We start from the raw sequence: 26,756 nt of genomic DNA on the forward strand, positions 1-26,756 counted from the left end.
GGCGCCTAGCGTTGCGGGACCGAGCGGCGCTCCGGCCCGTCATAGGCGGACAGCGGCCGGATGAGCGCGTTCGAGCCCCGCTGCTCGATCACGTGGGCCGTCCAGCCCACCACCCGCGCGGCGACGAACAGCGGAGTGAAGATCCCGGTGTCGAAGCCCATCAGCCGGTAGGCGGGGCCGGACGGGTAGTCGAGGTTCGGCAGGATGCCCGTCCGCTCGGCCATCGCCGCGGCCAGAGCGTCGTACAGCTCCATCATCTCGCCGGCCCCCTCGTGCTCGGCGAGCCGCCGGAGAGCGGCGTCCATGGTCGGCACCCGCGAGTCGCCCGACTTGTAGACCCGGTGGCCGAACCCCATGACCTTCCGGCGCTGTCCGAGAGCCTCGGCGAGCCACTCGCGGGACCGCCGGTCCGCCTCCGGTCCGGTGCCGACCTCGTCGAGCACGTGCAGCACGGCCTCGTTCGCCCCGCCGTGGAGCGGTCCCTTGAGCGCTCCCACGGCGGCGGTCACGGCGGAGTGGACGTCCGACAGCGTCGACGTCACGACGCGGGCCGTGAAGGTCGAGGCGTTGAAGGAGTGCTCGGCGTAGAGCACCAGCGAGACGCGGAACGCGTCGACGACGACCGGCTCCGGCACCTCGCCGAAGGTCGTCCAGAGGAAGTTCTCGGAGTAGTCGAGGTCGTCGCGCGGATCGATCGGCTCGAGGCCGCGCAGGCGGCGCTGAGCGTAGGCGACGATCGCCGGCAGTGCCGCCCAGAGCCGCACGGAGCGCTCCAGCACGGCCTCGGGAGCGTCGGCGTCCGGATCCTCCTCGAGCGCGCCCAGGACGCTCACCGCCGTTCGCACCACGTCCATCGGGTGCGCCGACAGCGGCAGCAGGTCGATCACGGTGCGCACCTCGGGGGCCAGGGCGCGGTGGGCCCGCTCCACGGCGGCCAGCCCGGCCGCCTCCTCCGCAGTGGGGAGCTCGCCGTGCCAGAGCAGCCAGGCCACGTCCTCGAACGAGGTCCCCGCCGCGAGCTCCTGCACGGGGTAGCCGCGGTAGAGCAGCGAGTTCGACGCCGGGTCGACCTTCGAGACGGCCGTCGTGTCGACGACGACCCCCACGAGTCCCTTGCGGATGTCCTGATCGGTCGTGCTCATCCTTCGCTCCTTCGCGAGAGGCGGGCGGCGGCACCGGGGAGCGCCGCCGGTTCGTGCGGGTCGGCGCGCTCAGGCGCCGTAGTGGTCGGCGAGCGAGAAGTCGAAGACGCCCTCGTCGAAGCGGCTGTACGAGGCGTAGTCGAGGAGCTCGTAGAGCTCGGCGCGCGTCTGCATGCCCGCGACCTCCGAGCGGAGCGAGCCCTCCGCTTTGAGGGCGTCGAGTGCCCGCATCGCGGCGCCCATCGCGATCCGGAGCAGCGAGACCGGGTGGATCACGACGTTCACGCCGACGTCGGCGAGCTGCTGCGCGGTGAACAGCTCGCTCTTGCCGAACTCGGTCATGTTGGCGAGGATCGGCACGTCGATCGCGGCGCGCACGGCCTCGAACTCGGACAGGTCGCGCATCGCCTCGGGGAACACCGCGTCTGCTCCGGCGTCGACGAGGCGCTTGGCGCGGTCGATCGCGGCCGGCAGGCCGTCGAGGGCGCGGATGTCGGTGCGGGCCATGATCACCAGGTCGGAGTCGCGGCGCGCGTCGACGGCCGCCGCGATCCTCCGCACCGAGGTCGCCTCGTCGACGACCGCCTTGCCGTCGAGGTGCCCGCAGCGCTTCGGGTTCACCTGGTCCTCGATGTGCAGCCCCGCGACTCCGGCGTCCTCGAGCATCTGCACCGTCCGCGCGACGTTCAGCGGCTCGCCGAAGCCGGTGTCCGCGTCGACGAGGACCGGCAGGTCGGTCAGGCGCGCGATCTGCTGCGAGCGGCCGGCCACCTCGCTGAGCGTGGTGAGCCCGATGTCCGGCAGCCCCAGCTCGGCCGAGAGCACGGCGCCCGAGACGTAGATCCCGTCGAAGCCCTTCGCCTCGATGAGGCGCGCGGAGAGCGGAGTGAACGCGCCGGGCAGCTGCAGCAGCTCGCCCGAGGCGAGGCGCTCGCGGAAGAGGCGGCGCTTCTCGGCGGGAGTCCGGGTGGAGTGGAGCATCGGGCGTCCTTCCCAGGGCGGTGTCCGGGTCCGAGCGGACCCGCCTCGAATCTATACGCGCTCGGGGCTCGTGCACCCGTCTCGGAGGGAGGCGTCCCGTAGCCTGGAGCGGTCATGCTGCTTCTTCAGACCTCCACCCCGGACCCTGTCGCCGCCACCGTCTCCTTCTTCGAGTCCGAGCCCTTCTGGAAGGTGGTCGCGATCCTCGGGATCGTGCTGGGCGCGCTGCTGGTGCGCGTCATCGCCCACTTCGTGATCGGCCGCGTCGTCGACCAGATCGTGTCGGGAGTGAAGCGCCGCCAGCGCGTCGAGGACACCCAGTCGATCGCCGCGTCGCCGCTCGCGGCCGTGCGGGTGGTGCAGCGCACGCGCACGCTCGGGTCGATCCTCAACAACCTGAGCTCGATCCTGATCGTCGTCATCGCCCTGGTCATGATCGTGACGACGATCGACAAGGACCTCATCGGCTCCTTCGCCCTGCTGACGGCCGCCCTCGGCGCGGGCCTCGGCTTCGGCGCGCAGAACATCGTCAAGGACGTCCTCAACGGGCTGTTCATGGTCGCGGAGGACCAGCTCGGGGTCGGCGACGTCGTCGACACCGGGCAGGCGACGGGCGTGGTCGAGTCGGTCGGCGTCCGGGTGACGCAGATCCGCGACGTCAACGGCACCCTCTGGTTCGTCCGCAACGGCGAGATCGTCCGGGTCGGGAACATGTCGCAGGGCTGGTCGCGCGTCATCGTCGACCTGGCCGTGCCCTACGAGACGGACCTCGAGCAGGTGCAGTCCACGGTCCTCGCGACCGCGAACGAGCTGGCGGCGAGCAGCCGCTGGCGGGCCCGGATCATCGACAAGCCCGAGCTCTGGGGCCTGGAGTCCATCGCCGACGACGCCCTGGTCATCCGGGTCGTGGTCAAGACCCGCACCACCGCCAAGGACGACGTCGCCCGCGAGCTGCGCCTGCGCCTGAAGAAGTCGCTCGACGCGCTCGACGTGAAGCTCCCCTCGCTGGCCACCGTCGTCCTCGAGGGCTTCGAGGGGGCGACGAGCGTCGGAGGCGCCAAGCCGCCGCGGACCACGCCCTCCCCCACGATCAGCACCGAGCACGGCAAGCCCGTGCGGCTCCCCCGCGCGCTGCGGCGCGGGAGCGGGACGCCGCCCCAGGACGGCGGCGGCACCTCCGGCCCGACGGGAGCGCGCTCGTGAGCGGCCTGCAGATCGGCGGCACGCCGCCGCTGCGCAGCTTCTGGGAGCACATCGGCGGCCGGCCGACGTTCGAGCGCCTGGTCCGCCGCTTCTACGAGGGCGTCCGCGAGGACGAGGTGCTCTGGCCGATGTACCCCGAGCACGACCTCGAGGGCGCGATCCAGCGGCTGACCGGCTTCCTCGAGCAGTACTGGGGCGGCCCGGGCACCTACAGCGAGGAGCGCGGCCACCCGCGCCTGCGGATGCGGCACCAGCCGTTCCGGATCAACCCCGAGGCCCGCGACCACTGGCTCCAGCACATGCGGACGGCCGTCGACGATCTCGAGCTCGCTCCGGCCGACGACGCCCTGCTCTGGGACTACCTGGAGCGCGCCGCCCACGCGATGGTGAACACCTTCGAGGAGTAGCCGCTCAGCCCGGGGTGCGGACCAGCACGTGTCCGCGCCGTGAGGTGAGGCGGCGCCAGGCGCCGCTCTCGAGCAGGGCGACCGGGTCGTCGGCGCCGAGGAACCCGAGCGCGAAGAGGGCGAACGCCGCTCCCGCCGGGACGTCCTCGAGGCCGTCGAGCGGGCGGCCCCAGACGCTCGACCGCACGCGGCCGACGATCTGCTCGCCCGTCTCGGGGCCGACGGCCGCCGCGATCTCGTCGATCCCCTCGCGCGCGACGCGCTCCAGGAAGCCCGGGTCCACGGGCTCGCGCCGGGTCCAGCCGCCGCGGGGCGGGGAGACGCCCGCCCAGGGCCCCGCCGTCGCGTCGTCGCCGTCGGGCAGGACGACCGGCTTGCCGTCCGCTCCGCCCGGCTCCCACTGCAGGCGGGCGAGGCGGTCCGACAGCGCACGGATCGGCACGATCCGGTCGAAGCCGGCGGGCTCGTCGAGCGCGAAGACGCGCAGGCCCAGCACGGTCGCGGAGCGGTCGAGCAGACCGCGGGGCTGGAGGATCGGCGTGTAGGCGGCCAGCACGTGGTCGTCGGCGAGGAGCCGGACCGCACCGTCCTCGACCCGGGCCGAACGGCCGAGGAAGACGCGCAGATCCGACAGGCTGGGCGGATCCGCCAGGGAGAAGGACGAACTCATCGCGTCGATAAACTTACCCGAGGCCGCTCGCCCCACCGCCCGACACCCCGGAGGTACCGTGCCCGATCCCCTGTCCTCGTTCCTCACCGCGCTCGACCTGACGGACACCGGCGCCCGCACCAGCGAGGACATCTCGACGGGTCCCTCGCAGTGGATGCCCGAGGGGCGGGTCTTCGGCGGCCAGGTCCTCGCGCAGTCGCTTATCGCGGCCGGTCGCACCGTCGAGGGGCGCTCCGTGCACTCGATGCACGGGTACTTCCTCCGCCCCGGGGACGTCTCCCTGCCGATCACGTTCTCGGTCGACCGGATCCACGACGGCCGCTCCTTCTGCACCCGTCGGACGCAGGCCTACCAGAACGGACGCCCCATCCTCTCGATGATCGCCTCGTTCCAGACCGAGGACGAGGGCCTCGATCACCAGGCGCCGATGCCGGAGGGGATCCCCGACCCGGAGTCGCTGCCGAGCACCGCTGAGATCCTCGCGGGGGTCGACCACCCGGTCGGCAGCTTCTGGGCCACGCAGCGCCCCTTCGACGTGCGGCACGTCGAGCAGCCGGTGTACCTCCGGGCCGACCCCGAGCGGGTCGCGCACCAGAGCGTGTGGATGCGCTCGCTCGGACCACTGCCGGACGATCCGATGCTGCACCGCGCCGCCCTCGCCTACGCGAGCGACTACACGATCCTCGAATCCACGCTCCGCCGGCACGGTGCGGCCTGGACGACGCCCGGCCTGCGGATCGCGAGTCTCGACCACGCGATGTGGTGGCACCGCCCCGCGCGCGTAGACCAGTGGCTCCTCTACGTGCAGGAGGCGCCGAGCGCGTCCGGCGGACGCGGGCTCTCGCTCGGGCGCATCTACACGCAGGAGGGCGTGCTCGTGGCGAGCGTCGCCCAGGAGGGCATGGTCCGCGTCCCCCTGGGCTGAGCTCAGCCCCGCTTCGAGAAGGTGATGGGCTCCTCGACGTAGGGGCCCCACGCCTCGCGGAGCTCCTCCGGGATGCGCTGGGGCCTGCCCGTCGCGGCCGTGACCAGCACCAGAGTGGTGGCCGCCTTCGTGAAGAGCACCCGCGGGACGACGCCGGCGGGCGAGTAGAGCTCGTAGCAGACCTCGAGGCTCGCCCCGCCGATCCGCCCGATCCACAGCTCCACGTCGATCGGCGCGCGCATGTACGGGATCGGCGCGAGGTACTCGATCTCCTGCCGGGCGATGAGGCTGATCGACTCGGCGCCCGGCCGTGCGTCGAGCACCGCCGTCGCCATCCCGCCGGGCTGCGGCGAGTCCGGCTTCCAGAACGCCTGGATGCGCGCCTCCTCGAGCAGGCGCAGCATCTCGGCGTTGTTCACGTGCGCGTAGGCGTCGAAGTCCGACCAGCGCAGCGGGATGGCGACGTGCAGGCGCATCAGTCGCGGGTGAGCTTGCGGTACGCGGAGCGGTGCGGCTTCGCCGCGTCCGGGCCGAGGCGCTCGATCTTGTTCTCCTCGTACGCCTCGAAGTTGCCCTCGAACCAGTACCAGTTGGCCGGGTCCTCCTCGGTGCCCTCGTAGGCGAGGATGTGGGTCGCGATCCGGTCGAGGAACCACCGGTCGTGAGTGATGACCACGGCGCAGCCCGGGAACTCGAGGAGCGCGTTCTCGAGGCTGCCCAGGGTCTCGACGTCGAGGTCGTTGGTGGGCTCGTCGAGCAGGAGCAGGTTGCCGCCCTGCTTGAGCGTCAGCGCGAGGTTGAGGCGGTTCCGCTCGCCGCCGGAGAGGACGCCGGCCTTCTTCTGCTGGTCCGGGCCCTTGAAGCCGAACTGCGAGACGTAGGCGCGGGAGGGGATCTCGGTCTTCCCGACGGTGATGTAGTCGTGCCCGTCGGAGACGACCTCCCACAGGTTCTTCTGCGGGTCGATGCCGCCGCGGCTCTGGTCGACGTAGGAGATGTCGACCGTCTCGCCGATCTTCAGGTCGCCCGAGTCGAGCGGCTCGAAGCCGACGATCGTCTTGAAGAGCGTGGTCTTGCCGACGCCGTTCGGGCCGATGACGCCGACGATGCCGTTGCGGGGCAGCGTGAAGCTGAGGTCGTCGATGAGGACGCGCTCGCCGAACTGCTTGTGCAGCTTCTTCGCGTCGATGACCTGGGAGCCCAGACGGGGGCCCACCGGGATGACGATCTCCTCGAAGTCGAGCACGCGCGTCTTCTCGGCCTCGGCCGCCATCTCCTCGTAGCGCGCCAGGCGCGCCTTCGACTTGGCCTGACGGCCCTTGGCGTTGCTGCGCACCCAGTCGAGCTCGGTGGTGAGCCGCTTGGCGAGCTTGGCGTCCTTCTTGCCCTGAACCTCCAGGCGGGCGCTCTTCTTCTCGAGGTACGTCGAGTAGTTGCCCTCGTAGGGGTAGAGGTGTCCGCGATCGACCTCGGCGATCCACTCCGCGACGTTGTCGAGGAAGTACCGGTCGTGGGTGACGGCGAGCACGGCGCCGGGGTACTTCGAGAGGAACTGCTCGAGCCAGAGCACGCTCTCGGCGTCGAGGTGGTTGGTGGGCTCGTCGAGCAGCAGCAGGTCGGGCTTCTGCAGGAGGAGCTTGGTGAGCGCCACGCGGCGCTTCTCGCCACCCGAGAGGTTGGTGACGAGGGAGTCCCCCGGCGGGGTGCGCAGCGCGTCCATCGCCTGCTCCAGCTGCGAGTCCAGGTCCCAGGCGTCGGCGGCGTCGATCGCCTCCTGCAGGGTCCCCATCTCGGCGAGGAGACTGTCGAAGTCGGCGTCCGGGTCGGCCATCGCGAGGGAGATCTCGTTGAAGCGGTCGATCTTGCCCTTGATCTCGCCCACGCCCTCCTGGACGTTCTCGAGTACCGTCTTGGTCTCGTCGAGCTCGGGCTCCTGCATCAGGATGCCGACGGTGTAGCCCGGGCTGAGCCGCGCCTCGCCGTTGCTCGGCGTGTCCAGCCCCGCCATGATCTTCAGGATCGTCGACTTGCCGGCGCCGTTGGGCCCGACCACGCCGATCTTCGCTCCCGGCAGGAACGACATGGTGACGTCGTCCAGGATCAGCTTGTCGCCGACCGCCTTCCGCGCGCGCACCATCGAGTAGATGTATTCAGCCATGCCCAGTCCTCAAGTCCGTCGGTCTGCGCGGAGTCGGGTCGCCCGCCGGTCCCCTGCTCCGCGCGGAGGCGCTGACGGAGGCTCGGACCGGGGCGGGACGCCGGGCCCCGGCCGACGCGGAGCGCAGGCCGCGGGACCGTCCGCACCAGACGAGGATAACGGGAACTCGCCGGTCCGCGTCGGAGGGAGCGTCTGAACGCGGACCGCCCTCCGCTCCGGCCGGGCCGGTGGGGAGGGCGGATCGCGTCAGCGGCCGACGGTGCGGATCAGCTGCAGGGCGTCAGGCGCTCCACCGCCTCGGACAGCGTGTCCGTGCTGCCGAGCAGGATCACCTGCGTCGCCTTGGATGCGGTGATGTCGGCGAGGACCGCCCGGGGCACGCAGGTGGGCTGGACCGCGAAGAGCGGGCTCCCGGTGTAGCCCGCCGCCGTGGCTCCGGCCAGGGCGTCGGGGAACTTCTCACCGGTCGCGAGGTAGACGGTATTCGCCGAGGTGAAGGCCGCCTTGTTCAGCTTCTCCGAGGTGTCGTACCGGTCGGTCCCGCCGATGCGGGTGATCACCGGGCCCGTGATCGAGCGCTCGATGCCGGCGCTGACCGAGAGCGAGGAGCCCGCGATGGTCAAGCTACTGACCTTGAGGCCGCTGATGATCTGCTGGGTGAGGGGGTCCACCGTGGAGCCGGTTCCGTTGGTCAGCACCACCGGAGCGCTATTCGCGCCGGCTGCGGCGCTGGCGCTCAGGGCGTCGGGGAACTTCTCGCCCGTGGCCAGCCAGGCCATCGAGGAGCCGCCCCTGAAGGCGTCCTGGAGGATCAGCTTCGAGGTGTCGTAGCGGTCGACTCCGCCGATGCGTGTGGTCTTCCCCTTCGGCGCATACGCGGCCAGGTCGCTGTAGACCTGGCTGCCGACGCTGAGCTCGGAGCCCACGACGACGATCTTCGCGGGCTTGAGACGCGTCAGCTCGGTGCGGACGACCTGGCTCATCGAGTCGCGGTCGACCAGGAGCAGCGGCCCGCCCGCCTTGGCCGCGGCAGGTCCGGCGCTGAGCGCGTCCGGGAAGTTCTGCCCGGTGGCGACGTAGACGACGGGGACGTTCGCCGGGAAGGTGCGCTTGGACACCTCGACCGCGGTGCCCTGACGGTCGGTGCCCGAGATGCGCGAGACGACCGGCGAGCCGGCAGGCGGGGCCGTCGGCGTACTGGTCGGCACGGGCGTGACCGGAGGAGTGGTCGGGCTCGGCGTGACCGGCGGGGTGGTCGCGGTGGCCGTCGGGGTCGGCGTGACCGGCGGGGTGGTGGCTCCGCTTCCCGTCACGCGGACCGCGGCGTCCGACGTGATGGTCGCTCCGCGGGGCTGGTCCACCCTGCCGTTGCTGACGCCGGTGACCTGGACCAGGCTGCTGGCGCGGTCCTTGTAGGCGTCGTAGGCGCTCGAGGGGATCGTCACGGTGACCGCGGACCGTCTGCTGTTCGTACTCACCTGGGCGGGGATCCGCTCGGTCCTGCTGGGACCGACATAGGCGGCGAGCCCCTGGAGGTCGTAGAAGTCGTCCCGGTTGGACTCGAGGACGACGGTGTCGCCACCCTTGACGTCCAGAGCCGTGTCGACCTTCTCGTACGCGAAGTACGCGGCGCTCCGCTGGAGCGTCTGTGCGCTGCTGCTGAGGTCGACCCCGCCGACACCGCCGGCGCCGGAGGCTCCGGCGACGGAGAGGGTGGCCGACGTGGTCAGCTCAAAGCCGCTGTCGACCGGCTGGCCGATCGGAGTCTCTTTCTCCTCCAGCGGCGGCTTCTGCGCCGTGATCTGGAGGGCGACAGTCCCACCGCCGAACGAGGAGAGGGGCCGCTTCAGGTCGATGAGGAAGGTGCGATCCCCGGGGTCGAGTTCCACCGACCCTGTGAGGGCGTAGTCGCCGATCACCCAGTTGTACGTCGTGAACGCCGGGTACCTCCCCGTCGGCCGGGCGGAGTCGGACAGCGTGACGTCGAGCCCGGTGACATCTCCCGCCACGGGAGCGGTCTGAGCGGCCGAGAACGTCTCGGTGGTCGACCAGCTGTAGGGGTAGGGCTTCGTCTGCAAACGCGTCTCCGCTGCGGCAGCCGCTCCGGCTCCTGTCGTCACTCCGAGAACGACGGCTGCCGTGCTCGCGACCGCGATGGCGGCGCGCCTCCACCTCGCTCGCGTCGTCGTCTGCGGTCGGGATGTGGTCATGGCGAGTTCCCCCTCGTCGTGGTCCTCGTGCCGAGCACTCCTGTCGGCACGTCCGTCGCGGTGCCCGCGCTGGGGCCCACGTGTCGGTCAGGGCAGCCTAACCGTGCGGAGCGGCGTCCCGGGGAGGGGAGGGCGCCGCCGACCACCGGGATCGTCGACCGGTCCGCCCGCACGAGGCTGTGCTCACGCTCGGATCCGCACCGGTCGGAGTGGTCCTGCAGGAGCGTCGGGCGAACACCGGGCGCTCTCGGACTCGACGGGCGAGGGGCCTCGTCGAGGATCCTTTCGCCCTTTCAGACCCCGACCGGGGCGCACGGCGGGGCGGTTCCCGGTCGGGTCCGGCGCGTCAGCCCTGGATCGGGACGGTCCGGCCGACCAGGCAGGCGCCGGTCGCGATCGGTGCCGCGATCACCGCCCGCACCCCGCCGCTCTTCGGGCCGTACTGGCCGATGAGGCACGACTCCCCGAGCTTGACGGAGACCTGCACCGAGTCCGCGTCGAGTCCGACCGAGGTCTCGTCCGCTGTCAGCTGCATCGACTCGCGGGAGAACCCCGCCGCGACGAGCGCGTCGACCACGCTGGAGCCGCTCACCTCCGGATCGGGCTCGGCCGCCGCGCGAAGGGTCTGCTCGAACACGGGGAGGTTCTGCTCCGTCGTCCCGCCCGGCACGAAGGCGACGGGTGCGGCGGACTCCGCCGGTGCCGGCGCCTCGGCCGCGGAGGAGGACACCACGGGGTCCGGCGCCGACGGCGACGTGCAACCGGAGAGGCAGACGGCGAGACCGCCGAGCACGAGCGCGATGCGGGCCGCTCGGTTCCGTGTCACGCCCGGCTCCTCCCGACCGGGACGGCTCTCGCTCCGGTCCCCCGGATCAGAACGGGGTCTCCCCGGATCCTACCGAGAGACCGGGAGCGCCTCCGCCGACGCCCGCCGCCACCGGCGGCTCGGGCACGGCATCACCGCGGTCTTGGCCCGACGCGCCCCAGTCCCCCGCCGCGGCGCCCTCGCGCGGCGCCTCCTCGCTCCACGCGGGCTCGGCGGCGGGGGCGGGAGCAGAGGCGCGCCCGACGGTCTTCGTGAAGCTGCTGGTCCCCCAGGCGAGGTCGTGCCCGATGCCCTCGGCCGTGAGGACCACATCGGTACCGGCCTTGCCTCCCGCCTCCCAGGCCCTCACCCCGAGCCGCCCGGTGACCAGGATCCGGTCGCCGCGCGACAGGGAGGACAGCGCGTTGCCGGCCAGGCCGTTGAACGCGGTGACGGTGTACCAGTTGGTCGAGACGTCGACCCAGCGCTGCTCCGAGCGGTCGTAGCGCCGCTGCGTCGAGGCGAGCCGGAAGCTGGTCATCGCGGTGCCGCTGGAGGTGTCGATGCTCCGGGGCTCGGTGCCGATGGTCCCGATGACGGTCAGGGTGTCGGTCATGGTCGTGTCCTCTCTACTCCTGCCCCGCCACGGCTGCGACGGGCACGGCGCCCGGGCGGAGGGGGCTGGTACCGCTCGGGCGCCGCAGGGCCAGTGTCGCGACGAAGGGCCCGCCTCCGAGGTGGAGGCGGGCCCTTCTGGGGAGAGGACGAGCGGATCGTCCCCTGTGGAGGAGCGTTACGACGCGGTGATGTACCTCGAGTAGGACTTGCGGATCTTGTTCACCTTGGGCAGTGCGACCGCCATGCAGTAGCCCTGGCCCGGGTTCTTCGCGAAGAAGTCCTGGTGGTAGTCCTCGGCGGGGTAGTAGACGCCCAGCGGCGAGATCTCGGTGACGATCGGGCCGTCCCACCACTCGGACGCACGGTCGCGCGCGGTCTCGAACAGCTCCTTCTCCTCGTCGGAGGAGTAGAACATCGCCGAGCGGTACTGCGTGCCGACGTCGTTGCCCTGGCGGTTCAGCTGTCGCGGGTCGTGCAGGGTGAAGAAGACGTCGAGGACGACCTGCTCGGGGATGACCTCGGGGTCGAAGGTGACGGCGACGGCCTCGGCGTGGCCGGTGCGCCCGGAGCAGACGTCCTCGTAGTCGGGCTCGGTCGTGCGGCCGCCGGTGTAGCCGGAGACGACGTCGGTCACGCCGTCGAGGACGCGGTAGACGGCGTCCAGACACCAGAAGCATCCTCCGGCGAGTACGAATGTGCGCATTGCGTGTGACTCACTTCCTGTCGCGTCGACGTGTCCGGGGTGCCGGAGGCGTCAGTCGGTTCAACACGCTCACCGCCCCCTGCATTCCGCGGATCCGCCCCCTGCAATAGAGTCGCGGCGTGAGCTACGACGCCGCCCCCGCCCGCTACGACCGCATGGACTACCGACGCACCGGACGGAGCGGCCTGCTGCTGCCCGCCCTGTCGCTGGGCCTCTGGCACAACTTCGGATCCGACCGCTCCCTCGACACGCAGCGCGCGATCCTCCGCCGCGCGTTCGACCTGGGCGTCACCCACTTCGACCTCGCGAACAACTACGGACCGCCCTACGGCGCCGCCGAGACGGCCTTCGGCCGCATCCTCGCGGAGGACCTCCGCCCGTACCGCGACGAGATCGTCATCTCGTCCAAGGCCGGATACGACATGTGGCCCGGCCCGTACGGGGACGGCGGCTCGCGCAAGTACCTGCTCTCCTCGCTCGACCAGAGCCTGCAGCGGATCGGCGTCGACTACGTGGACGTCTTCTACTCGCACCGGCCGGACCCGGAGACTCCGATCGAGGAGACCATGGGCGCTCTCGTCTCGGCGGTGGAGTCGGGCAAGGCGCTCTACGCCGGCATCTCGAACTACTCGCCCGAGCAGACCCGGGCCGCGCATGCGGCACTGGCGGGCAGCGGAGTGCCGCTCCTCCTGCACCAGCCCCGCTACTCGCTCTTCGACCGCGGACCCGAGGACGGCCTCTTCCCCGTGCTCGACGAGCTCGGCACCGGCTGCATCGTCTTCTCGCCGCTGGCGCAGGGGCTCCTGACGGACCGCTACCTCGACGGCACCGTGCCGGAGGGGTCCCGTGCGGCGACGTCGCGCTTCCTCTCCTCCGACCGGATCGACGAGGCGTACCTGACGCGCGCCCGCGGCCTGAACGCGATCGCGCAGCAGCGCGGCCAGTCGCTGGCCCAGCTCGCCCTGAGCTGGGTGCTCCGGGTGCCCACCGTCACGAGCGCCATCATCGGCGCGTCGAGCGTCGCGCAGCTCGAGCAGAACGTCGCCGCGCTGGACGCCGGCCCCCTCTCGCAGGAGGAGATCGACGCGATCGAGGAGTTCGCGGTGCACGGCACGACCCTGCGCTGACGCCCCGGCGGGGATGTCGGTGGTCGGCCGTAGTCTGCGACAGCACTCGGCCGGTGGGTGCTCCGACACTCGAGCAGGAGGAACCGATGTCCCTGTCCACGCTGCACGCCACCCGCACCCCGCCGACGCTCACCCGGGTCAACGCCCGGCTGTGGCGCGTGAGCACCGGCTCGGGTGCCGTGGTCGGTCACATCGAGCTGGTCGAGGATCCGCTCGGCGAGCGGTACCGCGCCCGGCTGCTGCGTGCGGGCATGCCCGCCGGCGCCGAGCTCGGCGAGTTCTGGAGCGTCGACGACGCGATCGAGGTCTTCCGCGTCGCCTGACGCGCCGATCCGCCCGGTCGGCGGCGTGCCGAACGGGCGGCGGCGACCGCCCCGGATAGCGTTCGCCCCATGCAGTGGTGGAACGAGTTCATGTCCTGGATCCGCACGAGCGACGGGCACCAGGCGGTCTTCACGGCCGCTGTGGTCCTGCTGGCCGTGGTGGTCGGAGCGATCGTGATCGCCTCCGTCTTCCGAGCGTCCATCGCGCGCCTCATCCGTCAGCAGGATCACGAGCGGAAGAACGCGGTCATCGCGACGCTCGTCGACGCCGCGGTCGACGCCTCGGCCTGGAACGTCCTCAGCAGCCCGGAGCGCGTCCTCAGCGACCGCGCATCCGCGCAGGCCGAGACGCACCTGCGCCTCCTGCCCGTCAAGGGCTCCGGAGTCGCGGCCAACTGGGCCGCTCACGAGCTCGCCGAGCTGAAGCACACGTCGAGCACCGGCGGCTACCAGACGCAGGCGAGCGTGGGCGAGTTCCGCGACCGCCTCGTGCAGTGGCGGGACAAGCCCGGGCGCGCCCGGAAGGCCTTCCTCGCCGACCTCGAGCGCTGGCGCTTCTCGGAGACGGGTCGAGACCGCTCCGCCGAGTCCGCTCCGTCGTCCGATCGGGCGGCGAGCACCGCCGAGGCCGCTCCCCAGCGCACCGCTCCCCCGGCCGCCGCACCGACCGCCGTCGCACCGGTCGTCGTCGGCGCGGGCTCCGCCTCCGGCTCTGCAGCCCCGCAGACGCCCACGATCGTCCTCCCCGCGTCGGCCGGGGACGCCTCGCAGGAGGAGACCCGCCGCCTGCTCGCCGACGTCGACCGCCTGGAGGTGCCGTCGCGCGAGCGTCCCGTGGAGGAGCTGCCGCCCGTCGACCCGCAGCGCTCGGCTCCTGCCGCCGAGCCGCAGCCGGACGCGGAGCACGACGCGACGCCGTCGGCTCCGGCCGACGGAGACCGCGACGACGTGCCGGCCGATGACGAGGCCGTCGTCCGGGCGGACGAGGCCCGGTTCGAGCGGTCCGCCTCGGACGACGACCGAGGCCAGGAGCGCAGCTCGGTCTGAGTGCTCCCGACCACGAGAAGAAGGCCCCGATCGCGAGTGCGATCGAAGCCTTCTCCGTGGTGCGGGCGGTGCGTGTACTGACTAGCTGTGTGCATCACGTGCACGGGCGACTCGGCCGACCAGTACGGCGAGGGGCGCCGCGACGATCGTCCACGCGACGGCGATTCCACCGAGGATGGCGAGGAGCAGCATGGTCGTACCTCCGTTCGTTACGTCGTTGTAATTCCGGACACCCCAAGACTAGGTGCCTGAATGACACTCAAACGACTTCGGGTGGGAAACACGCCGGTGTTGCCTCCGATTTGCCGGTGTGTCACTGGTGGAGCGACCGCGAGTCCTCGTCCGAGGGTCACCGGAGCGGAGGAAAACCCCGTGGGTGCCGGGCGTCACTCCTCGGAGGAGCGCAGCGCCGCCCGAGGAGAGGCCGCGACGCGGTCGAAGGACGGGCGCGAGGCGTCGACGCTGATCCGCACGCCACCGGGACAAGACTAGGGACGGCGACCGGCGCGCTCCCGATCCGATGGTGCCCCCGGCAGGAATCGAACCTGCGACCAAGAGATTAGAAGGCTCCTGCTCTATCCGCTGAGCTACGGGGGCGGACTCCGACCACGATACCGAAGCGCAGAGGCCGCGCCCGCCGGGGCCTAGGCGCCCCGGACGAGTCCCAGCACTCCCACGACCAGGGAGACCACGGCGAGGGCGAGCGACACGCCGATGAGCACCGTGTGCACGCGGAGGAAGGTCGTCGCGCGGCCGTCCGCGTCGCGCGCCCGCGGGTCCTTGCGGACGCGGCGGAGGAAGGGCGGCCAGACGATCGCGTTCCACACGGCGTTGACGATCAGGAGGCAGCAGGCGAGCGTGATCACGAGGGTCCAGTGTAGGAGGAGCGGGACGGCCGGACCGGGTGTCGGCGGCCGCCGATAGACTGCCCGCATGAGTAGCGCCCCCGACCGTCTTGTCTGGATCGACTGCGAGATGACGGGGCTCGACCTCTCCGTCGACGAGCTCGTCGAGATCGCCGTCGTCGTCACCGACTTCGAGCTGAACCCGCTCGACGAGGGGCTCTCCCTCGTCATCCGGCCCGACGCGACCGCGCTCGAGAACATGGGCGACTTCGTCCGGTCGATGCACGAGACCTCCGGCCTGCTGGTCGAGATCCCCTCCGGCGTCAGCGTCGCGGAGGCCGAGTACGAGGTGCTGGAGTACGTGCTGAAGCACGTCCCGGCCGAGCAGCAGGCCCCCCTCGCCGGCAACTCGATCGGCACCGACCGCGCCTTCCTCGCGAAGTTCATGCCGCGCCTCGACGGCCACCTGCACTACCGCAACGTCGATGTCAGCACGATCAAGGAGCTGGCACGGCGCTGGTTCCCGCGCATCTACTTCAACGCGCCCAAGAAGCACGGCGGACACCGCGCCCTCGCCGACATCCTCGAGAGCATCCGCGAGCTGCAGTACTACCGCCGTGCCGTGTTCGTGGAGCAGCCGGGGCCGAGCACCGCCGAGGTGCAGGCCGTGTCGGCCGCCGTCGTGGACGAGTTCGCCTCGCGGATGTAGTACTCTCGTACAGTTGCTTCGGCGGGTCACCCCGCCGGAACACGCTCCTGGTGGGTATAGCTCAGTTGGCAGAGCGCCTGGTTGTGGTCTAGGAGGTCGCGGGTTCGAGCCCCGTTACTCACCCCAGTGGCTGTGCATGCAGCGGAAGAGGCCCGGAGTTCCGACTCCGGGCCTCTTCGCACATCCGGCGACCGGCAGCGTTCGCCGACGCAGAGAGGTCCCGGATGCTCGAGCTGGACGAGGACGCCTTCGAAGCCCTGGTGATCTCCGAGCTCGACGCGCTCCCGGACGACATGGTCGACGGGCTCGACAACGTCGTGTTCGTCGTGGAGGACCGGCCCGAGGACGGGACCCTGGATCTGCTCGGCTACTACGACGGCGTCGCCCTCACCGAGCGCGAGCGCTACGGCTTCGGCGAGATGCCCGACCGCATCGTGCTGTTCCGCGAGCCGCACCTCGCCGCGTGCGACGATCTGGACGCGCTGCGCGACGAGATCCACGTCACGCTCGTCCACGAGATCGCCCACTTCTACGGCATCGACGACGACCGGCTGCACGAGCTCGGCTGGGCCTGATCACCGCCGAGGGCGAGCCTCCCACCGGCATCCGCGCGTCGCCGCGCTCGGAGGGGACCCCTCAGCCGCGCACCGCTCCCCCGCCGCCCGTGTCCAGCACGAGGTCGGCGTTCTCCCGGGGCCGCTCCCGAGCGCAGTAGGAGCGGAAGTCGCGGTCCCAGGCGTCCCAGTGCGGAGCGAAGAGCTCGCCGTCGCGCTCGAGCGCGCGCACGCGCCGCACCTCGTCGTCGGCCTCGAGCCAGACCACCAGATCGGCGTGGCGGCGCGCGGCGGCGCCGGCCGATCCGCAGCCCTCGAGCACGAGAAGCGGCTCGCGGACGACGCGGCGCCCGGCCGTCGTCCCCGCGGCCCAGTTCCAGGGCCGCCAGTGCGCCTCGAGGCCGAGGCCGTGGGGGCGGACGAGCGTCCCGGCCGTCTCCCGCGACGCCCGGTCCAGGCCCGTCCAGCCGGGGTAGAGGTCGTCCATCCGCACGAGCGCGACCGACGATGCCGCCGGCGCGAGACGGAGCTGCTCGACCAGCGCGCGCGCGAACGTCGACTTGCCGGAGCCGCTCGGTCCGTCCAGCAGCACCGTCCGACGACGCCGCGCGATCACGGAGCGGGCGAGGTCGCCCGCCGTGTGATCCGTCAGCGGCAGGATCCGCTCAGCCATGCAGGACGAAGCTCCAGGAGCCGGTGACGACGGCGGCGGTCACGGCGACGGCAGCGATCAGCACTCCGCCCGCGAGCAGCAGGAGGTCGCCGGCTCCGAGGCGCGACTGCCGCGCCCAGGTGCGCGGGACGCCGGAGCCGAAGCCCTTCGCCTCCATCGCCGTCGCGAGCCTGCTCCCCCGCCGGATGGCCAGCACGAGCAGCGAGAACGTGCGGGCCGCGAGGCTGCGGAGCGCCTCGACCGGCCCGCGGCCGTCGGCGACCCCGCGGGCCCGACGGGCCATCGACAGGGTGCGCCAGTCGTCGACGAGCAGACCGACGAGCCGCATGCCGGCGAGAGCGCCGAGCACGAAGCGCGAGGGCAGGCGCAGGATCTGCGCGAGGCCGTCCGCCAGGTCCGTCGGGTCGGTGGTGGCGATGAGGACCACGCTCGGCAGTCCGATCGCCAGGACGCGCAGCGCGATGGCCAGCCCGAGGGCGACGGATCCCTCTGTGACCGAGACGATGAGGAACTCCGCGTAGACGGCGCCGCTGTCACGCCCGTAGAGGACTGTCGAGAGGCCGGCGAGCGGAGCCGCGATCCAGACGGGAGCCGTCCGCCGCACGAGCTCACCCGCCCGGAGCCCCGCGAAGGGCAGAACCAGCAGCTCGAGCGCCAGCGCCGTCGCCGCGGAGACCGCATCGACCGTGAGGAGGAGCGCGAACGCGATGACCAGGCTGGCGAGGAGCTTGGCGACCGGGTTGGCCCGGGCGATCCGGCTGCGCGCGGGAACGGAGTCGAGGAGCGTCATCCCGACACCACCTCGCGGGCGCCGAGGGTGACGACCGAGTCGGCGAGGGCGGCGACCAGCGCCTCGTCGTGGGTGACGGCGAGCACCGCCGTGCCCGCGTCGCGCTGCTCGGCGAGGAGGTCGACGAGCACCTCCCAGGTCAGGCGGTCCTGCCCGAACGTCGGCTCGTCGAGGACGAGCACGGACGGCGACCGGGTGAGGGCGGACGCGACGGCCAGGCGCCGCTTCTCGCCTCCGGAGAGGGTGAACGGATTGGCGTCGGCGAGGTGCGCGAGGCCGAGGCGCTCCAGGAGCTCCTCCGCCCGATGCCGCTCCGTCTCGTCGCGGGCGCCCAGCGCGAGCTCGGCGCGCACGCGAGCGGTGAGGAACTGGTGCTCCGGCTCCTGGAACACCATCGCGATCCGTCCGGCGAGCTGAGCCGAGGTCCAGCGGATCGGCTCCGGGCCCGCACCGGCGCGGAGCGACTCGGAGGCGGTCACCCGCCCCGCGACCGGCGGCAGGAGACCGGCCAGCGTGAGCGCGAGGGTCGACTTCCCCGCGCCGTTGGGTCCCAGCACGGCCGTGGCCCGCGCGGAGTCGACGGCGAGCTCGAGCCCCGAGGCCACGATGGTCGAGCGGCGGCGCCCGAGGACGGGCCGGCCGATGGCGAGGTCGTGCGCGCTCAGGGCGGCGGGCGAGGGCAGCACGCTCGCCCCGCGCCGGGCGGGGGTGTCACCGGGCAGCCAGACGCCGGAGGCGCGGAGCACGTCGTGCGTTCGATCGAGGACCTCGACTGGAGCGCCGTCGGCGACGACCGCGCCGTCCCGCCCGAGCACCACGACCCGGTCGACGAGGCCGGCCCACACGTCGACCCGGTGCTCGACGACGATCAGCGTCGCCCCCGTGCGGGCGGCCGTGCGCTCCACCGCCGCCCGCACCTCGCGTACACCGTCCGGATCGAGGTTGGCGGTGGGCTCGTCGAGGAGCAGGAGCCGCGGACGCATGGCGAGCACACCCGCCAGGGCGAGCCTCTGCTTCTGCCCGCCCGAGAGTGCGGAGGTGGAGTGGTCCAACGGCACGTCGAGCCCGACGTCGCCGAGTGCCTCCCGCACCCGCGCGGGGATCTCCTCGCGCGGCACGCCGAGGTTCTCGCAGGCGAACGCGACGTCGTCGCCGACCCGCGCCAGGACCGCCTGAGTGTCCGGATCCTGCAGCACGAGCCCCGCGACACCGCGCCGGGTGAGCGGCGCGGCTCCGTCGATCTCGAGCTCGCCCGCCGCGGAGCCGTCCTCCTCCCCGCCGAGGACGCCGGCCAGGGCGTGCAGCAGCGTGCTCTTTCCCGCGCCGGAGGGGCCGAGGAGCAGCACGCGCTCCCCCGGCTCCAGCGCGAGATCGAGGCCGGAGAGGGCGTCGCGGGAGCGTCCCGCGTGCCGCCAGCTCCAGCCCCGCGCCCGGACGGAAGCGCCGCTCATCGAGCGCCCGCGCCGGCTCCCTCGACCGTCCGGCCCTCGCGCCCGGAGGCGAAGCGGTCCAGCGCTCCCGAGGCCGCGAGCCCCCGCACCGCGAACCAGGACAGCAGCCCGGCCAGGAGCGCGCCCGAGACGATCGAGGAGGCGACGTAGACGGTCTTGAAGAGCGCGTCGTTGACGGCGTAGTACGACAGCAGGTCGTTGATCGCGAGGGCCAGCCCGGCACCGGCACCGGCCAGCATCGCGACGAGCGGACGGCCGCTGCGGTAGAGGAAGAGCGCCAGGACGATCTCCGCGCCGAGTCCCTGCACGAGTCCGGAGATCAGCACGGTGAAGCCCCACTGGGTGCCGATCAGAGCCGACACGGCCGCGGCGACCAGCTCGGTGTAGAGCGCGGCTCCGGGCTTGCGGATGATCAGGCCGCCGAGGACGCCGGCGAAGAGCCAGCCGCCGCCGAGGAGCCCGCCGAGCCCGGGCAGGAACTCGAAGGCGAGGCCGAGGACGTTCGTCGCCAGGCCCCAGGCCCAGAAGACGATCCCGCTCGCGACGGCGACGACGCTCGCCACCACGATGTCGACGACCCGCCAGCGCAGATCGCGCCGGGCCGGGGCGGAGGAGGTGTGGTTCTGCGCGTTCGTGTTCTGCGCGTTCATGTTCTGCGCGTTCGTGTTCTGCGCGTTCGTGTTCTGCGCGTTCGTGTTCTGCACTGACGTGCCCTTTCGTGGAAGCGAATGGAGGGCACGGGTTGGTAAGAGGAGATCGAAACGTTCCTTCGCTGGCATGACCCAGATCAGGTTCGACGGTCGAAGGCTGCTGCCTTCCTCTCAGCCCGGTGCACCGGACTCCCGTGTTCATCGGCAATCATAGACGTCATGTCGTGGTCGGTGGTCGTCGTCCTGGCCGTGCTGCTGATCGTCCTGCTGCAGGCCCTGCTCTGGCAGCGCCGTGCGCGGATCCGCCGCGAGCTGCTCAGCTACGGCACGCGGGTGCCGGCGCGCGTCGTCGGGCCGGATCCGGCACGCGGCGATCGCGATTCGGCACGGGATCTGGGCAGGCTCCTGGTCGTCTACCGGACCGCCGAGGGTGTGGAGAAGCGCGCGCAGAAGTACCCGCTGAAGCGGGGGGACGCGTGGATGGCCGGTGAGCCCGCCGCGGTGATCTACGACCCCCGCCGGCCGGACGACGCCGAGCGTCTGATCGTCGGCTTCGGCCGGACGAAGAAGAAGTGGTACCCCGCGCGCCAGCAGCGCGCCAGCTGACGCGGGGCCGCTCCGGCTACTTCTTGAGGGCGCGGATGATGCGCGCGAGGGCCTTGCCGGTCACCCACACGAAGGGGATGCCGACGGCGAGGACCGAGATCACGTTCGGCTGGAACCGCAGGCCGAGGTCGTCCTTGATGTAGGCGCCGATCGGGATGACCGTGGCGCCGCCGCCTCCGCCGCCGCCCTCCTGGCCGTCCTCGGAGCCGCTGCCTCCGCCGAAACCGAACCAGCGGAGGGCGACGGGGACGAGCGAGACGCCGTCGACGGTGACGGGCTCGCCGTAGATCGTCGCGGTACCCGCGGTGGTGACGGTGTCGGCCAGGGAGACTGCGATGTTGGGCATGGTGCGACGGTACTCCGCGGCTCTCCGCGGCGACAAGCGGCCCGCCGGGGCGCACAGGACTCGTCCATGGACCTCCGGGGACCTGCTGCCATGATCGACGGATGTCCGCCCGCACCCGCCGCCGCCGCCCCGTGCGCTCGGCCGCGGTGGCGGTCGCGAGCCTCGTGCTCGCCGCCTTCCTCGCCTTCCACCGCGCACTGCCCGATCCGATCGGCTGGCTGTCGGTCCTCGAGGTCGGGATCCCCTGGACGGGGCTCCTCGTGCTGCTCCTCATCGCGGCCGCGGCGGCCCTCCGGTCGCGCCGGACGGCGGCCGCGGTCACCGTGCTGGCGATGGTCTACGGCGTGCTGGTGCTGCCGGTCGCACTGCCGGCGCCGGCCGTGCGCTCCGGCTCGTTCACCGTCGTCAGCCAGAACATCGAGACGAGCGGCGACGCCGGCGGGCTCGCCGCCTCGCTCGCCGCCCGCCGCCCCGACGTGATCGCGCTGCAGGAGCTCGACGGAGACGCCGTGGACGCGGTCGACGCCGAGCTGGCGGACGAGTACCCGTACTCGTCCGTCTCGAGCACCGTCGGCGTCTGGAGCAGGACCGAGCTGACCGACGAGGAGCCGCTCGACCTCGGGCTCGGCTGGGAGCGCGCGCTCGCCGTCGACGTCGACACGCCGGTCGGCAGCGCTCGCCTGTTCGTGGTGCACCTGGCCTCGTTCCGGCCGGGCGACCACGAGGAGCGGGACACCATGCTCTCGAACCTCGCCACCGCTCTCCGAGACGACGAGTCGGAGCGGACGCTGGTCATCGGTGATTTCAACACGCCGACGGACGACCACCTGTTCGCTCCGGTGCTGGCGGAGGCGGGCCTCGTCCGCACGGGTGGAGTCGGCTTCCCGGCGACCTGGCCGTCCCTGCTGCCGCTCGTCTCGCTCGACCACGCGCTCGCCGACGGCGTCACCGCCGCGACCGTCGCGGTCCTGCCGCCGAACGGCTCCGACCACCGCCCGATCAGTCTGACGATCGGTTCCGCGTAGCGAGCGTGTCGCTGAGGTCGATCCCCTTGGCCGACTCGGGAGCCGACCGGGACAGGAGCGAGGCGGGACGCACGGCCCCGGAGCCGAAGCGGGCGGCCACGCCGTCGACCGCGAGCTCCGCGTCGCGCCAGTCGTCGGAGTCGCTCCACAGGGAGAACGCGACGTCGTCGCCCTCGACCAGCTGCTCGCCGCGCACGCCGATCAGCCGCACGGGCCGCCGCATCGGGTTGGCCGCCTCGAGCAGCGCGGAGGAGGCCTCGTAGAGGACGCGGGCCACGTCCGTCGCCTCGACGAGCGTGCGGGAGCGGGTGAGGGTGCTGAAGTCGCCGAAGCGCACCTTCACCGCGACGGTGCGGCAGCGCACTCCCGAGCGGCGCATCCGCACGGCGACCTTGTCGCAGAGCCGCAGCAGCTCACGACGGACGAGCTCGGGGTCGGCCACGTCGTCGGCGAAGGTGATCTCGTGTCCGGCGCTCTTCTCGATCTGGCGGGTGTCGACCGGCCGCGGATCCACCCCGTTCGCCAGGGCGTGCAGGCGCCTCCCGGTCGCCTCGCCGAGGGCGGACACCAGCGACGGCAGCGGGGTGGTCGCGACGTCGGCGACGGTGCGCAGACCGCGGCGGACGAGCGCCTCCTCCGTGCTCGCGCCGACTCCCCACAGCGCGCTCACGGGCAGCGGATCGAGGAACTCGCGGACGCCGTCGGCGGGGACGACCAGCAGACCGTCGGGCTTGGAGCGGCCGGAGGCGAGTTTGGCGACGAACTTGGTGCTGGCGATCCCGACCGAGCAGGTCAGCCCGAGCTCGGCGTGCACCCGGCGGCGGATCTCGGTGCCGATCGCGAACGGCGAGCCCGAGATGCGGCGGGCACCCGCGACGTCGAGGAACGCCTCGTCGATGCTCAGGCGCTCGACCAGCGGCGTGAAGGAGTCGAAGATCGCCATGACGCGGCGAGAGGCCTCGCGGTAGCGCTCCATGTGCGGCTCGAGGACCACGGCCTGCGGGCAGCGGCGGAGGGCGACCGCCATGGGCATCGCCGAGTTGACGCCGTAGCGGCGCGCCTCGTACGTCGCCGCTGTGACGACGGAGCGCGCTCCGTGGTGCCCCACGATGACCGGCCTCCCGCGCAGATCCGGCCGGTCGAGCAGCTCGACGGAGGCGAAGAACGCGTCCATGTCGATGTGCATGATGCTCGCGCGCGGGTCGTCGAAGGGCTCGGTCGTGACCTGCCGCCCCGTGCCGTCCTGCTTGCTCATGCGGTGCCGTCCTGCTCGCTCACGCCGCGCCGTCCTGCCTGCTCACGCCGCTCCGTCCTGCTCGCCCATGCCTCGGGACATGCTCCCACGCACCACCGACATCGGCCGCTCGACCGCCGCGCCCGGGAATGAGCGCCGACCACTCGCGGTTGACCCGAGCACCACGACGCTCCGGAGAGACCATGACGCACGAGCAGCCCGACTCCCCCACCGCCACCGAGACCGGCCCCGGCGCCGAGATGAGCCGCTGGCTCGATCTGCAGGACCGCGCCCACCGCGCCTTCGAGCTCCGGCTGAGCGCCGTCGAGGACTGGTCGGCCCCCACGCCCGACACCGAGTGGGACACGCGCGCGCTCGTGCTGCACGTCGTCCGCGAGCAGCAGCGCGCGCACACGCTCCTCTCGGGCGGCGACGAGTCGGCGCTGCGCCTCGAGTCCGTCGCCACCGATCTGAGGAGCGAGTGGCGCCGCGTGACCGACCGCCTGCGCGTCGCTGTCCGCACCGTCGACCCGGCGGCGACCGTGCAGCTGGGGCGCGACACCGTCAGCGCCGTCGAGCTGCTGCAGGAGCAGACGGCCGATGTGACCGTCCACGCCTGGGACCTCGCCCGCGCGACCGGCAGCGACGAGCGGCTGGACGAGGAGCTCGTCGCAGCGGTCTGGGAGCTCTTCGCACCCCAGGAGGAGACCCTGCGTGCGAGCGGCCTCTACGCCGCGCCCGTGCCGGTCGACGACGCCGCCTCCCTCCAGAGCCGCCTGCTCGCCATCACCGGACGCGACGACCGCCTCGCCGCCTGACGGCCCGGCGCCCGGACGCCGTCAAGGCCTGGGGGCGTCCAGGGACGCCGCGGCAGGATGGAGGGGACCACGAACACGGGGCGACCCGCCCCGACGAGGAGAGGAACGTCCATGACACGCATCGCCGTCATCGGAGCCCACGGCAAGGTGGGGCAGCAGATCCTGCACCTGCTCTACGACGCCGGCCACGAGTCGGTCGGAGTGATCCGCAACCCCGATCACGCCGAGGACATCGTCCGGCTGGGCGGCGAGCCGCTCGTGCACGACCTCGAGGACACGACGCCCGAGGCCTTCGCCGAGGCGCTGGGCCACGTCGACGGCATGGTCTTCACCGCCGGAGCCGGACCCGACTCGGGCCCGGAGCGCAAGCGCACCGTCGACCTGGGGGCGTCCGTCCTCAGCCAGAAGGCCGCCGCGATCGTCGGGGTCCAGCACTTCGTGCAGGTCAGCGCGATCGGTGTGGACGAGCCGCTCCCCGAGGACACGGAGGAGGGCTGGAAGGCCTACGTCGAGGCCAAGCGCGACGCCGACGCGGCACTGCGCGACTCCGGCCTCGACTACACGATCCTCCGCCCGGGCGGGCTGACGGACGACGAGGGCACCGGCACGATCACGCTCGGCACCTCCGTCGAGAAGGGGAGCATCCCCCGAGCGGACGTCGCCGCCACGGTGATCGCCGCCCTGGCGCAGCCGACCTCCATCGCGAAGACGTGGGAGATCGTCTCCGGTCCCACCCCGATCGAGGACGCGGTGGATCAGGGAGCCTGAGCCCCGGCACCTCCTCCTAGAGTGGGGCGGGTGAGCACCCACCCGCCCCGCCCCTGGATCCGCAGCTACGCGCCCGGCGTGCCGACGGAGCTCGAGCTCCCGACCGGCTCGCTCGTCGACATCGTCACCGAGTCGGCCGAGCGGTATCCCCACCAGGTCGCGCTCGAGTTCTTCGGCCGTTCGACCAGCTACTCCCAGCTCGCCGACGAGGTGGAGCGGGCCGCAGAGGGCCTCCGCCGCCTGGGCGTCCGCGCGGGCGATCCTGTCGCCCTCGTCCTCCCGAACTGCCCGCAGCACGTCGTCGCCTTCTACGCCGTCCTCCGGCTCGGCGCCGTGGTGGTCGAGCACAACCCGCTCTACACCCCGCGCGAGCTGCGCCACCAGTTCGAGGACCACGGCGCTCGTGTCGCGATCGCCTGGAACCGCGTCGTGCCGACGGTGCAGGACCTCCCGGCCGATCTCGGCGTCGAGACCGTCGTCGCCGTCGACCTCACCCGCGCGATGCCCGCCTCGATGCGCGCAGCCCTCCGCCTGCCGCTGAAGAAGGCCCGGGAGTCGCGCGCCGCGCTGACCGGGCCGGTCCGCGGCGCGATCGACTGGGAGACGCTGCTGCGCCGGCGGATTGACCCGGCGCACCCGCGCCCGGTCGCGGAGGACCTCGCGGTCATCCAGTACACGAGCGGCACGACCGGCACGCCCAAGGGCGCCGAGCTGACCCACGCGAACCTGACGGCGAACGCCGCCCAGTCGCGCGCCTGGGTGCCGACGGTCCGCCGCGGCGACTGCGTGGTCTACGCGGTGCTCCCCATGTTCCACGCCTACGGGCTGACGCTCTGCCTCACCTTCGCGATGAGCATGGGCGCGCGCCTGGTGCTGTTCCCGAAGTTCGACCCGGAGCTGGTGCTGAAGGTCGTCAAGAAGCACCCCGCCACCTTCCTCCCGGCCGTTCCGCCGATCGCGGAGCGTCTGGCGCGCAGCGCGCAGCAGCGGGGCGTCTCCCTCCGCGGCATCGAGATCGCCATCTCCGGCGCGATGCCGCTCGACCCGGCGCTGGTCGAGTCGTTCGAGGCGCTGACCGGAGGCACGCTCGTCGAGGGCTACGGCCTCTCGGAGACCTCTCCGGTCCTGATGGCCAACCCGGTCGGTCCGACGCGACGCGCCGGGACGGTCGGGCTCCCGCTGCCGGGCACCGACGTGCGGATCGTCGACCCCGAGGATCCCGACACGGAGGTGGCGACCGGCGAGCAGGGCGAGCTGGTCGTGCGCGGTCCGCAGGTGTTCCGGGGCTACCACCGCAAGCCCGACGAGACGGCGGCGACCTTCACCGGCGACGGCTGGTTCCGCACCGGCGACATCGCGACGATCGACGAGGACGGCTTCGTGCGCATCGTCGACCGGATCAAGGAGCTCGTGATCACGGGCGGCTTCAACGTCTCGCCGTCCGAGGTGGAGGAGGTGCTGCTCCGCCTGCCCGAGATCAAGGAGGTGGCGGTGGTCGGCCTGCCCGATCCGCGCAGCGGCGAGTCCGTGGCGGCGGCGGTCGTCCTGGAGCCGGGCGCGCAGCTCGACGTCGCAGCCGCCCGCAAGGCCGTCCGGGAGGCGCTGACGCCCTACAAGGTGCCCAAGCGGATCACCGTCGTCGACGAGCTGCCGCGGAGCATGATCGGCAAGGTCCTCCGCCGCCAGGTGAAGGCGATGCTGACCGACGAGGACTAGCCCGGAACGAGCGAGGGCCCCCGACCACTGACCGTGATCGGGGGCCCTCTGCAACGAGGCTAGAAGCCGAAGTCGCCGCCTCCGAAGTCGCCGCCCCCGCCGAAGTCGCCTCCGCCACCGAAGTCGCCCCCGCCGAAGTCGCCTCCGCCACCGAAGTCGCCGCCGCCGGAGTCGCCCCAGCCGCCGCCGTCTCCGGCGTCCGCACCGGAGGCGTCCGCACCTCCCGCATCCGCTCCGCCGTCGGCCGAGGCG

General features: G+C 72.3%; 30 protein-coding genes, 2 tRNA genes and 1 riboswitch. Of the genes, 14 read left to right on the top strand and 18 right to left on the bottom strand.

The genetic code is table 11. The features are described from left to right. Window positions 1-5: 5 nt before the first annotated feature. Window positions 6-1,142 carry a bifunctional 2-methylcitrate synthase/citrate synthase gene (locus C5C74_RS10125; RefSeq protein WP_104232531.1) on the bottom strand — a complete coding sequence of 379 codons (1,137 nt, stop codon included), beginning with the start codon at window positions 1,140-1,142 and terminating at the stop codon, window positions 6-8. A gap of 69 nt (window positions 1,143-1,211) precedes the next feature. After that, window positions 1,212-2,123 carry a methylisocitrate lyase gene (gene prpB, locus C5C74_RS10130; protein ID WP_104226736.1) on the bottom strand — a complete coding sequence of 304 codons (912 nt, stop codon included), beginning with the start codon at window positions 2,121-2,123 and terminating at the stop codon, window positions 1,212-1,214. Window positions 2,124-2,237: 114 nt separating this feature from the next. Between prpB and C5C74_RS10135 the strand changes: the two genes are divergently transcribed. Together C5C74_RS10135 and C5C74_RS10140 are read left to right on the top strand one after the other, a co-directional pair. Then, entirely contained in the window at window positions 2,238-3,326 is a 1,089-nt protein-coding gene (locus tag C5C74_RS10135; RefSeq protein WP_104223705.1) for a mechanosensitive ion channel family protein, read from the top strand. Next, the gene (locus C5C74_RS10140) at window positions 3,323-3,733 is read left to right on the top strand and encodes a globin (RefSeq protein WP_279630823.1); all 411 of its coding nucleotides are present in this window, start codon (window positions 3,323-3,325) and stop codon (window positions 3,731-3,733) included. Before C5C74_RS10135 ends, C5C74_RS10140 begins: the two co-directional genes overlap by 4 nt. Before the next feature lie 4 nt (window positions 3,734-3,737). On the opposite strand, the gene C5C74_RS10145 is transcribed toward C5C74_RS10140, so the two are convergent. Further along, a complete protein-coding gene (locus tag C5C74_RS10145) occupies window positions 3,738-4,403 on the bottom strand; it encodes a hypothetical protein (RefSeq protein WP_104351468.1) in 666 nt (221 codons plus the stop codon). Between the two features lie 58 nt (window positions 4,404-4,461). Here C5C74_RS10145 and C5C74_RS10150 point away from each other — a divergent pair, with 58 nt between their 5' ends. Continuing rightward, window positions 4,462-5,328: an acyl-CoA thioesterase II gene (locus C5C74_RS10150; RefSeq protein WP_244230637.1), complete on the top strand. Its 867-nt coding sequence runs from the start codon at window positions 4,462-4,464 to the stop codon at window positions 5,326-5,328. 2 nt (window positions 5,329-5,330) lie between these two features. Here C5C74_RS10150 and C5C74_RS10155 read toward each other — a convergent pair whose 3' ends face one another. The 6 genes from C5C74_RS10155 to msrA form a co-directional block, all read right to left on the bottom strand. Then, window positions 5,331-5,804: a thioesterase family protein gene (locus C5C74_RS10155; protein ID WP_104223707.1), complete on the bottom strand. Its 474-nt coding sequence runs from the start codon at window positions 5,802-5,804 to the stop codon at window positions 5,331-5,333. Further along, window positions 5,804-7,486: an energy-dependent translational throttle protein EttA gene (ettA, locus tag C5C74_RS10160; protein WP_104223708.1), complete on the bottom strand. Its 1,683-nt coding sequence runs from the start codon at window positions 7,484-7,486 to the stop codon at window positions 5,804-5,806. Before ettA ends, C5C74_RS10155 begins: the two co-directional genes overlap by 1 nt. Before the next feature lie 266 nt (window positions 7,487-7,752). Beyond that, window positions 7,753-9,564: a cell wall-binding repeat-containing protein gene (locus C5C74_RS10165; protein ID WP_104226738.1), complete on the bottom strand. Its 1,812-nt coding sequence runs from the start codon at window positions 9,562-9,564 to the stop codon at window positions 7,753-7,755. Between the two features lie 478 nt (window positions 9,565-10,042). Next, the gene (locus C5C74_RS10170) at window positions 10,043-10,522 is read right to left on the bottom strand and encodes a DUF6993 domain-containing protein (protein ID WP_104223710.1); all 480 of its coding nucleotides are present in this window, start codon (window positions 10,520-10,522) and stop codon (window positions 10,043-10,045) included. Between the two features lie 46 nt (window positions 10,523-10,568). Continuing rightward, window positions 10,569-11,117 carry a single-stranded DNA-binding protein gene (locus C5C74_RS10175; RefSeq protein ID WP_104223711.1) on the bottom strand — a complete coding sequence of 183 codons (549 nt, stop codon included), beginning with the start codon at window positions 11,115-11,117 and terminating at the stop codon, window positions 10,569-10,571. Between the two features lie 177 nt (window positions 11,118-11,294). Continuing rightward, on the bottom strand, window positions 11,295-11,822 hold the full coding sequence (msrA, locus tag C5C74_RS10185) for a peptide-methionine (S)-S-oxide reductase MsrA (protein ID WP_104223713.1): 528 nt from the start codon (window positions 11,820-11,822) through the stop codon (window positions 11,295-11,297). A 119-nt stretch (window positions 11,823-11,941) separates the two neighbouring features. On the opposite strand from msrA, the gene C5C74_RS10190 reads away from it, so the two are divergent. The 3 genes from C5C74_RS10190 to C5C74_RS10200 all read left to right on the top strand — a co-directional run bounded on the left by C5C74_RS10190 (window position 11,942) and on the right by C5C74_RS10200 (window position 14,319). After that, entirely contained in the window at window positions 11,942-12,949 is a 1,008-nt protein-coding gene (locus C5C74_RS10190; protein WP_104226739.1) for an aldo/keto reductase, read from the top strand. Between the two features lie 86 nt (window positions 12,950-13,035). Next, window positions 13,036-13,272 (top strand): hypothetical protein, encoded by a 237-nt coding sequence (locus C5C74_RS17440; protein ID WP_104223715.1) that lies wholly within the window; start codon window positions 13,036-13,038, stop codon window positions 13,270-13,272. Window positions 13,273-13,341: 69 nt separating this feature from the next. Beyond that, window positions 13,342-14,319: a hypothetical protein gene (locus C5C74_RS10200; protein WP_104238546.1), complete on the top strand. Its 978-nt coding sequence runs from the start codon at window positions 13,342-13,344 to the stop codon at window positions 14,317-14,319. Between the two features lie 521 nt (window positions 14,320-14,840). Here C5C74_RS10200 and C5C74_RS10205 read toward each other — a convergent pair. Together C5C74_RS10205 and C5C74_RS10210 are read right to left on the bottom strand one after the other, a co-directional pair. Continuing rightward, window positions 14,841-14,916, bottom strand: a tRNA-Arg gene (locus C5C74_RS10205). Between the two features lie 47 nt (window positions 14,917-14,963). Continuing rightward, on the bottom strand, window positions 14,964-15,185 hold the full coding sequence (locus C5C74_RS10210) for an SCO4848 family membrane protein (RefSeq protein WP_104223717.1): 222 nt from the start codon (window positions 15,183-15,185) through the stop codon (window positions 14,964-14,966). A gap of 67 nt (window positions 15,186-15,252) precedes the next feature. Between C5C74_RS10210 and orn the strand changes: the two genes are divergently transcribed. The 3 genes from orn (at window position 15,253) to C5C74_RS10225 (ending at window position 16,448) form a co-directional block, all read left to right on the top strand. After that, window positions 15,253-15,873 carry an oligoribonuclease gene (gene orn / locus C5C74_RS10215; RefSeq protein ID WP_104223718.1) on the top strand — a complete coding sequence of 207 codons (621 nt, stop codon included), beginning with the start codon at window positions 15,253-15,255 and terminating at the stop codon, window positions 15,871-15,873. A 50-nt stretch (window positions 15,874-15,923) separates the two neighbouring features. After that, window positions 15,924-15,999, top strand: a tRNA-His gene (locus tag C5C74_RS10220). 98 nt (window positions 16,000-16,097) lie between these two features. Then, window positions 16,098-16,448, top strand: a complete 351-nt coding sequence (locus C5C74_RS10225) for a metallopeptidase family protein (RefSeq protein ID WP_104223719.1) — start codon at window positions 16,098-16,100, stop codon at window positions 16,446-16,448. 61 nt (window positions 16,449-16,509) lie between these two features. On the opposite strand, the gene C5C74_RS10230 is transcribed toward C5C74_RS10225, so the two are convergent. The 4 genes from C5C74_RS10230 to C5C74_RS10245 are packed head-to-tail and all read right to left on the bottom strand — an operon-like array spanning window position 16,510 to window position 19,991. Continuing rightward, window positions 16,510-17,100: an AAA family ATPase gene (locus C5C74_RS10230; protein WP_219813461.1), complete on the bottom strand. Its 591-nt coding sequence runs from the start codon at window positions 17,098-17,100 to the stop codon at window positions 16,510-16,512. Continuing rightward, window positions 17,093-17,890: an energy-coupling factor transporter transmembrane protein EcfT gene (locus C5C74_RS10235; RefSeq protein WP_104223720.1), complete on the bottom strand. Its 798-nt coding sequence runs from the start codon at window positions 17,888-17,890 to the stop codon at window positions 17,093-17,095. Before C5C74_RS10235 ends, C5C74_RS10230 begins: the two co-directional genes overlap by 8 nt. Further along, on the bottom strand, window positions 17,887-19,341 hold the full coding sequence (locus C5C74_RS10240; protein WP_104351469.1) for an ABC transporter ATP-binding protein: 1,455 nt from the start codon (window positions 19,339-19,341) through the stop codon (window positions 17,887-17,889). Before C5C74_RS10240 ends, C5C74_RS10235 begins: the two co-directional genes overlap by 4 nt. After that, window positions 19,338-19,991 carry an ECF transporter S component gene (locus C5C74_RS10245; protein ID WP_104351473.1) on the bottom strand — a complete coding sequence of 218 codons (654 nt, stop codon included), beginning with the start codon at window positions 19,989-19,991 and terminating at the stop codon, window positions 19,338-19,340. Before C5C74_RS10245 ends, C5C74_RS10240 begins: the two co-directional genes overlap by 4 nt. Window positions 19,992-20,088: 97 nt before the next feature. Further along, a riboswitch (TPP riboswitch) is annotated at window positions 20,089-20,196 on the bottom strand. 14 nt (window positions 20,197-20,210) lie between these two features. Between C5C74_RS10245 and C5C74_RS10250 the strand changes: the two genes are divergently transcribed. Then, on the top strand, window positions 20,211-20,597 hold the full coding sequence (locus C5C74_RS10250; protein ID WP_104223723.1) for a DUF3592 domain-containing protein: 387 nt from the start codon (window positions 20,211-20,213) through the stop codon (window positions 20,595-20,597). A gap of 16 nt (window positions 20,598-20,613) precedes the next feature. Here C5C74_RS10250 and C5C74_RS10255 read toward each other — a convergent pair whose 3' ends face one another. Then, window positions 20,614-20,943, bottom strand: coding sequence for a hypothetical protein (locus C5C74_RS10255; RefSeq protein WP_104223724.1), 330 nt, complete (start codon window positions 20,941-20,943; stop codon window positions 20,614-20,616). Window positions 20,944-21,044: 101 nt separating this feature from the next. On the opposite strand from C5C74_RS10255, the gene C5C74_RS10260 reads away from it, so the two are divergent. Further along, window positions 21,045-21,968 (top strand): endonuclease/exonuclease/phosphatase family protein, encoded by a 924-nt coding sequence (locus C5C74_RS10260; protein WP_104351470.1) that lies wholly within the window; start codon window positions 21,045-21,047, stop codon window positions 21,966-21,968. Here the strand turns inward: C5C74_RS10260 and dinB are convergent. Then, complete coding sequence (gene dinB, locus C5C74_RS10265) at window positions 21,943-23,223, bottom strand: DNA polymerase IV (RefSeq protein WP_104223726.1); 1,281 nt, start codon at window positions 23,221-23,223, stop codon at window positions 21,943-21,945. The two genes, C5C74_RS10260 and dinB, sit on opposite strands and share 26 nt — an antisense overlap. Window positions 23,224-23,405: 182 nt before the next feature. On the opposite strand from dinB, the gene C5C74_RS10270 reads away from it, so the two are divergent. The 3 genes from C5C74_RS10270 (at window position 23,406) to C5C74_RS10280 (ending at window position 26,504) form a co-directional block, all read left to right on the top strand. After that, window positions 23,406-24,020: a TIGR03086 family metal-binding protein gene (locus tag C5C74_RS10270; protein WP_258059445.1), complete on the top strand. Its 615-nt coding sequence runs from the start codon at window positions 23,406-23,408 to the stop codon at window positions 24,018-24,020. Between the two features lie 111 nt (window positions 24,021-24,131). Beyond that, window positions 24,132-24,788 (top strand): SDR family oxidoreductase, encoded by a 657-nt coding sequence (locus tag C5C74_RS10275; RefSeq protein ID WP_104351471.1) that lies wholly within the window; start codon window positions 24,132-24,134, stop codon window positions 24,786-24,788. A 30-nt stretch (window positions 24,789-24,818) separates the two neighbouring features. Next, window positions 24,819-26,504: a long-chain-fatty-acid--CoA ligase gene (locus C5C74_RS10280; protein ID WP_104261291.1), complete on the top strand. Its 1,686-nt coding sequence runs from the start codon at window positions 24,819-24,821 to the stop codon at window positions 26,502-26,504. A 59-nt stretch (window positions 26,505-26,563) separates the two neighbouring features. On the opposite strand, the gene C5C74_RS17445 is transcribed toward C5C74_RS10280, so the two are convergent. Next, window positions 26,564-26,756 (bottom strand): hypothetical protein (locus C5C74_RS17445; RefSeq protein WP_181134685.1); only part of this gene is annotated, 193 nt, incomplete at its 5' end.

The organism is Rathayibacter sp. AY1E8 (assembly GCF_002931415.1).
Taxonomy (GTDB): Bacteria; Actinomycetota; Actinomycetes; order Actinomycetales; family Microbacteriaceae; genus Rathayibacter.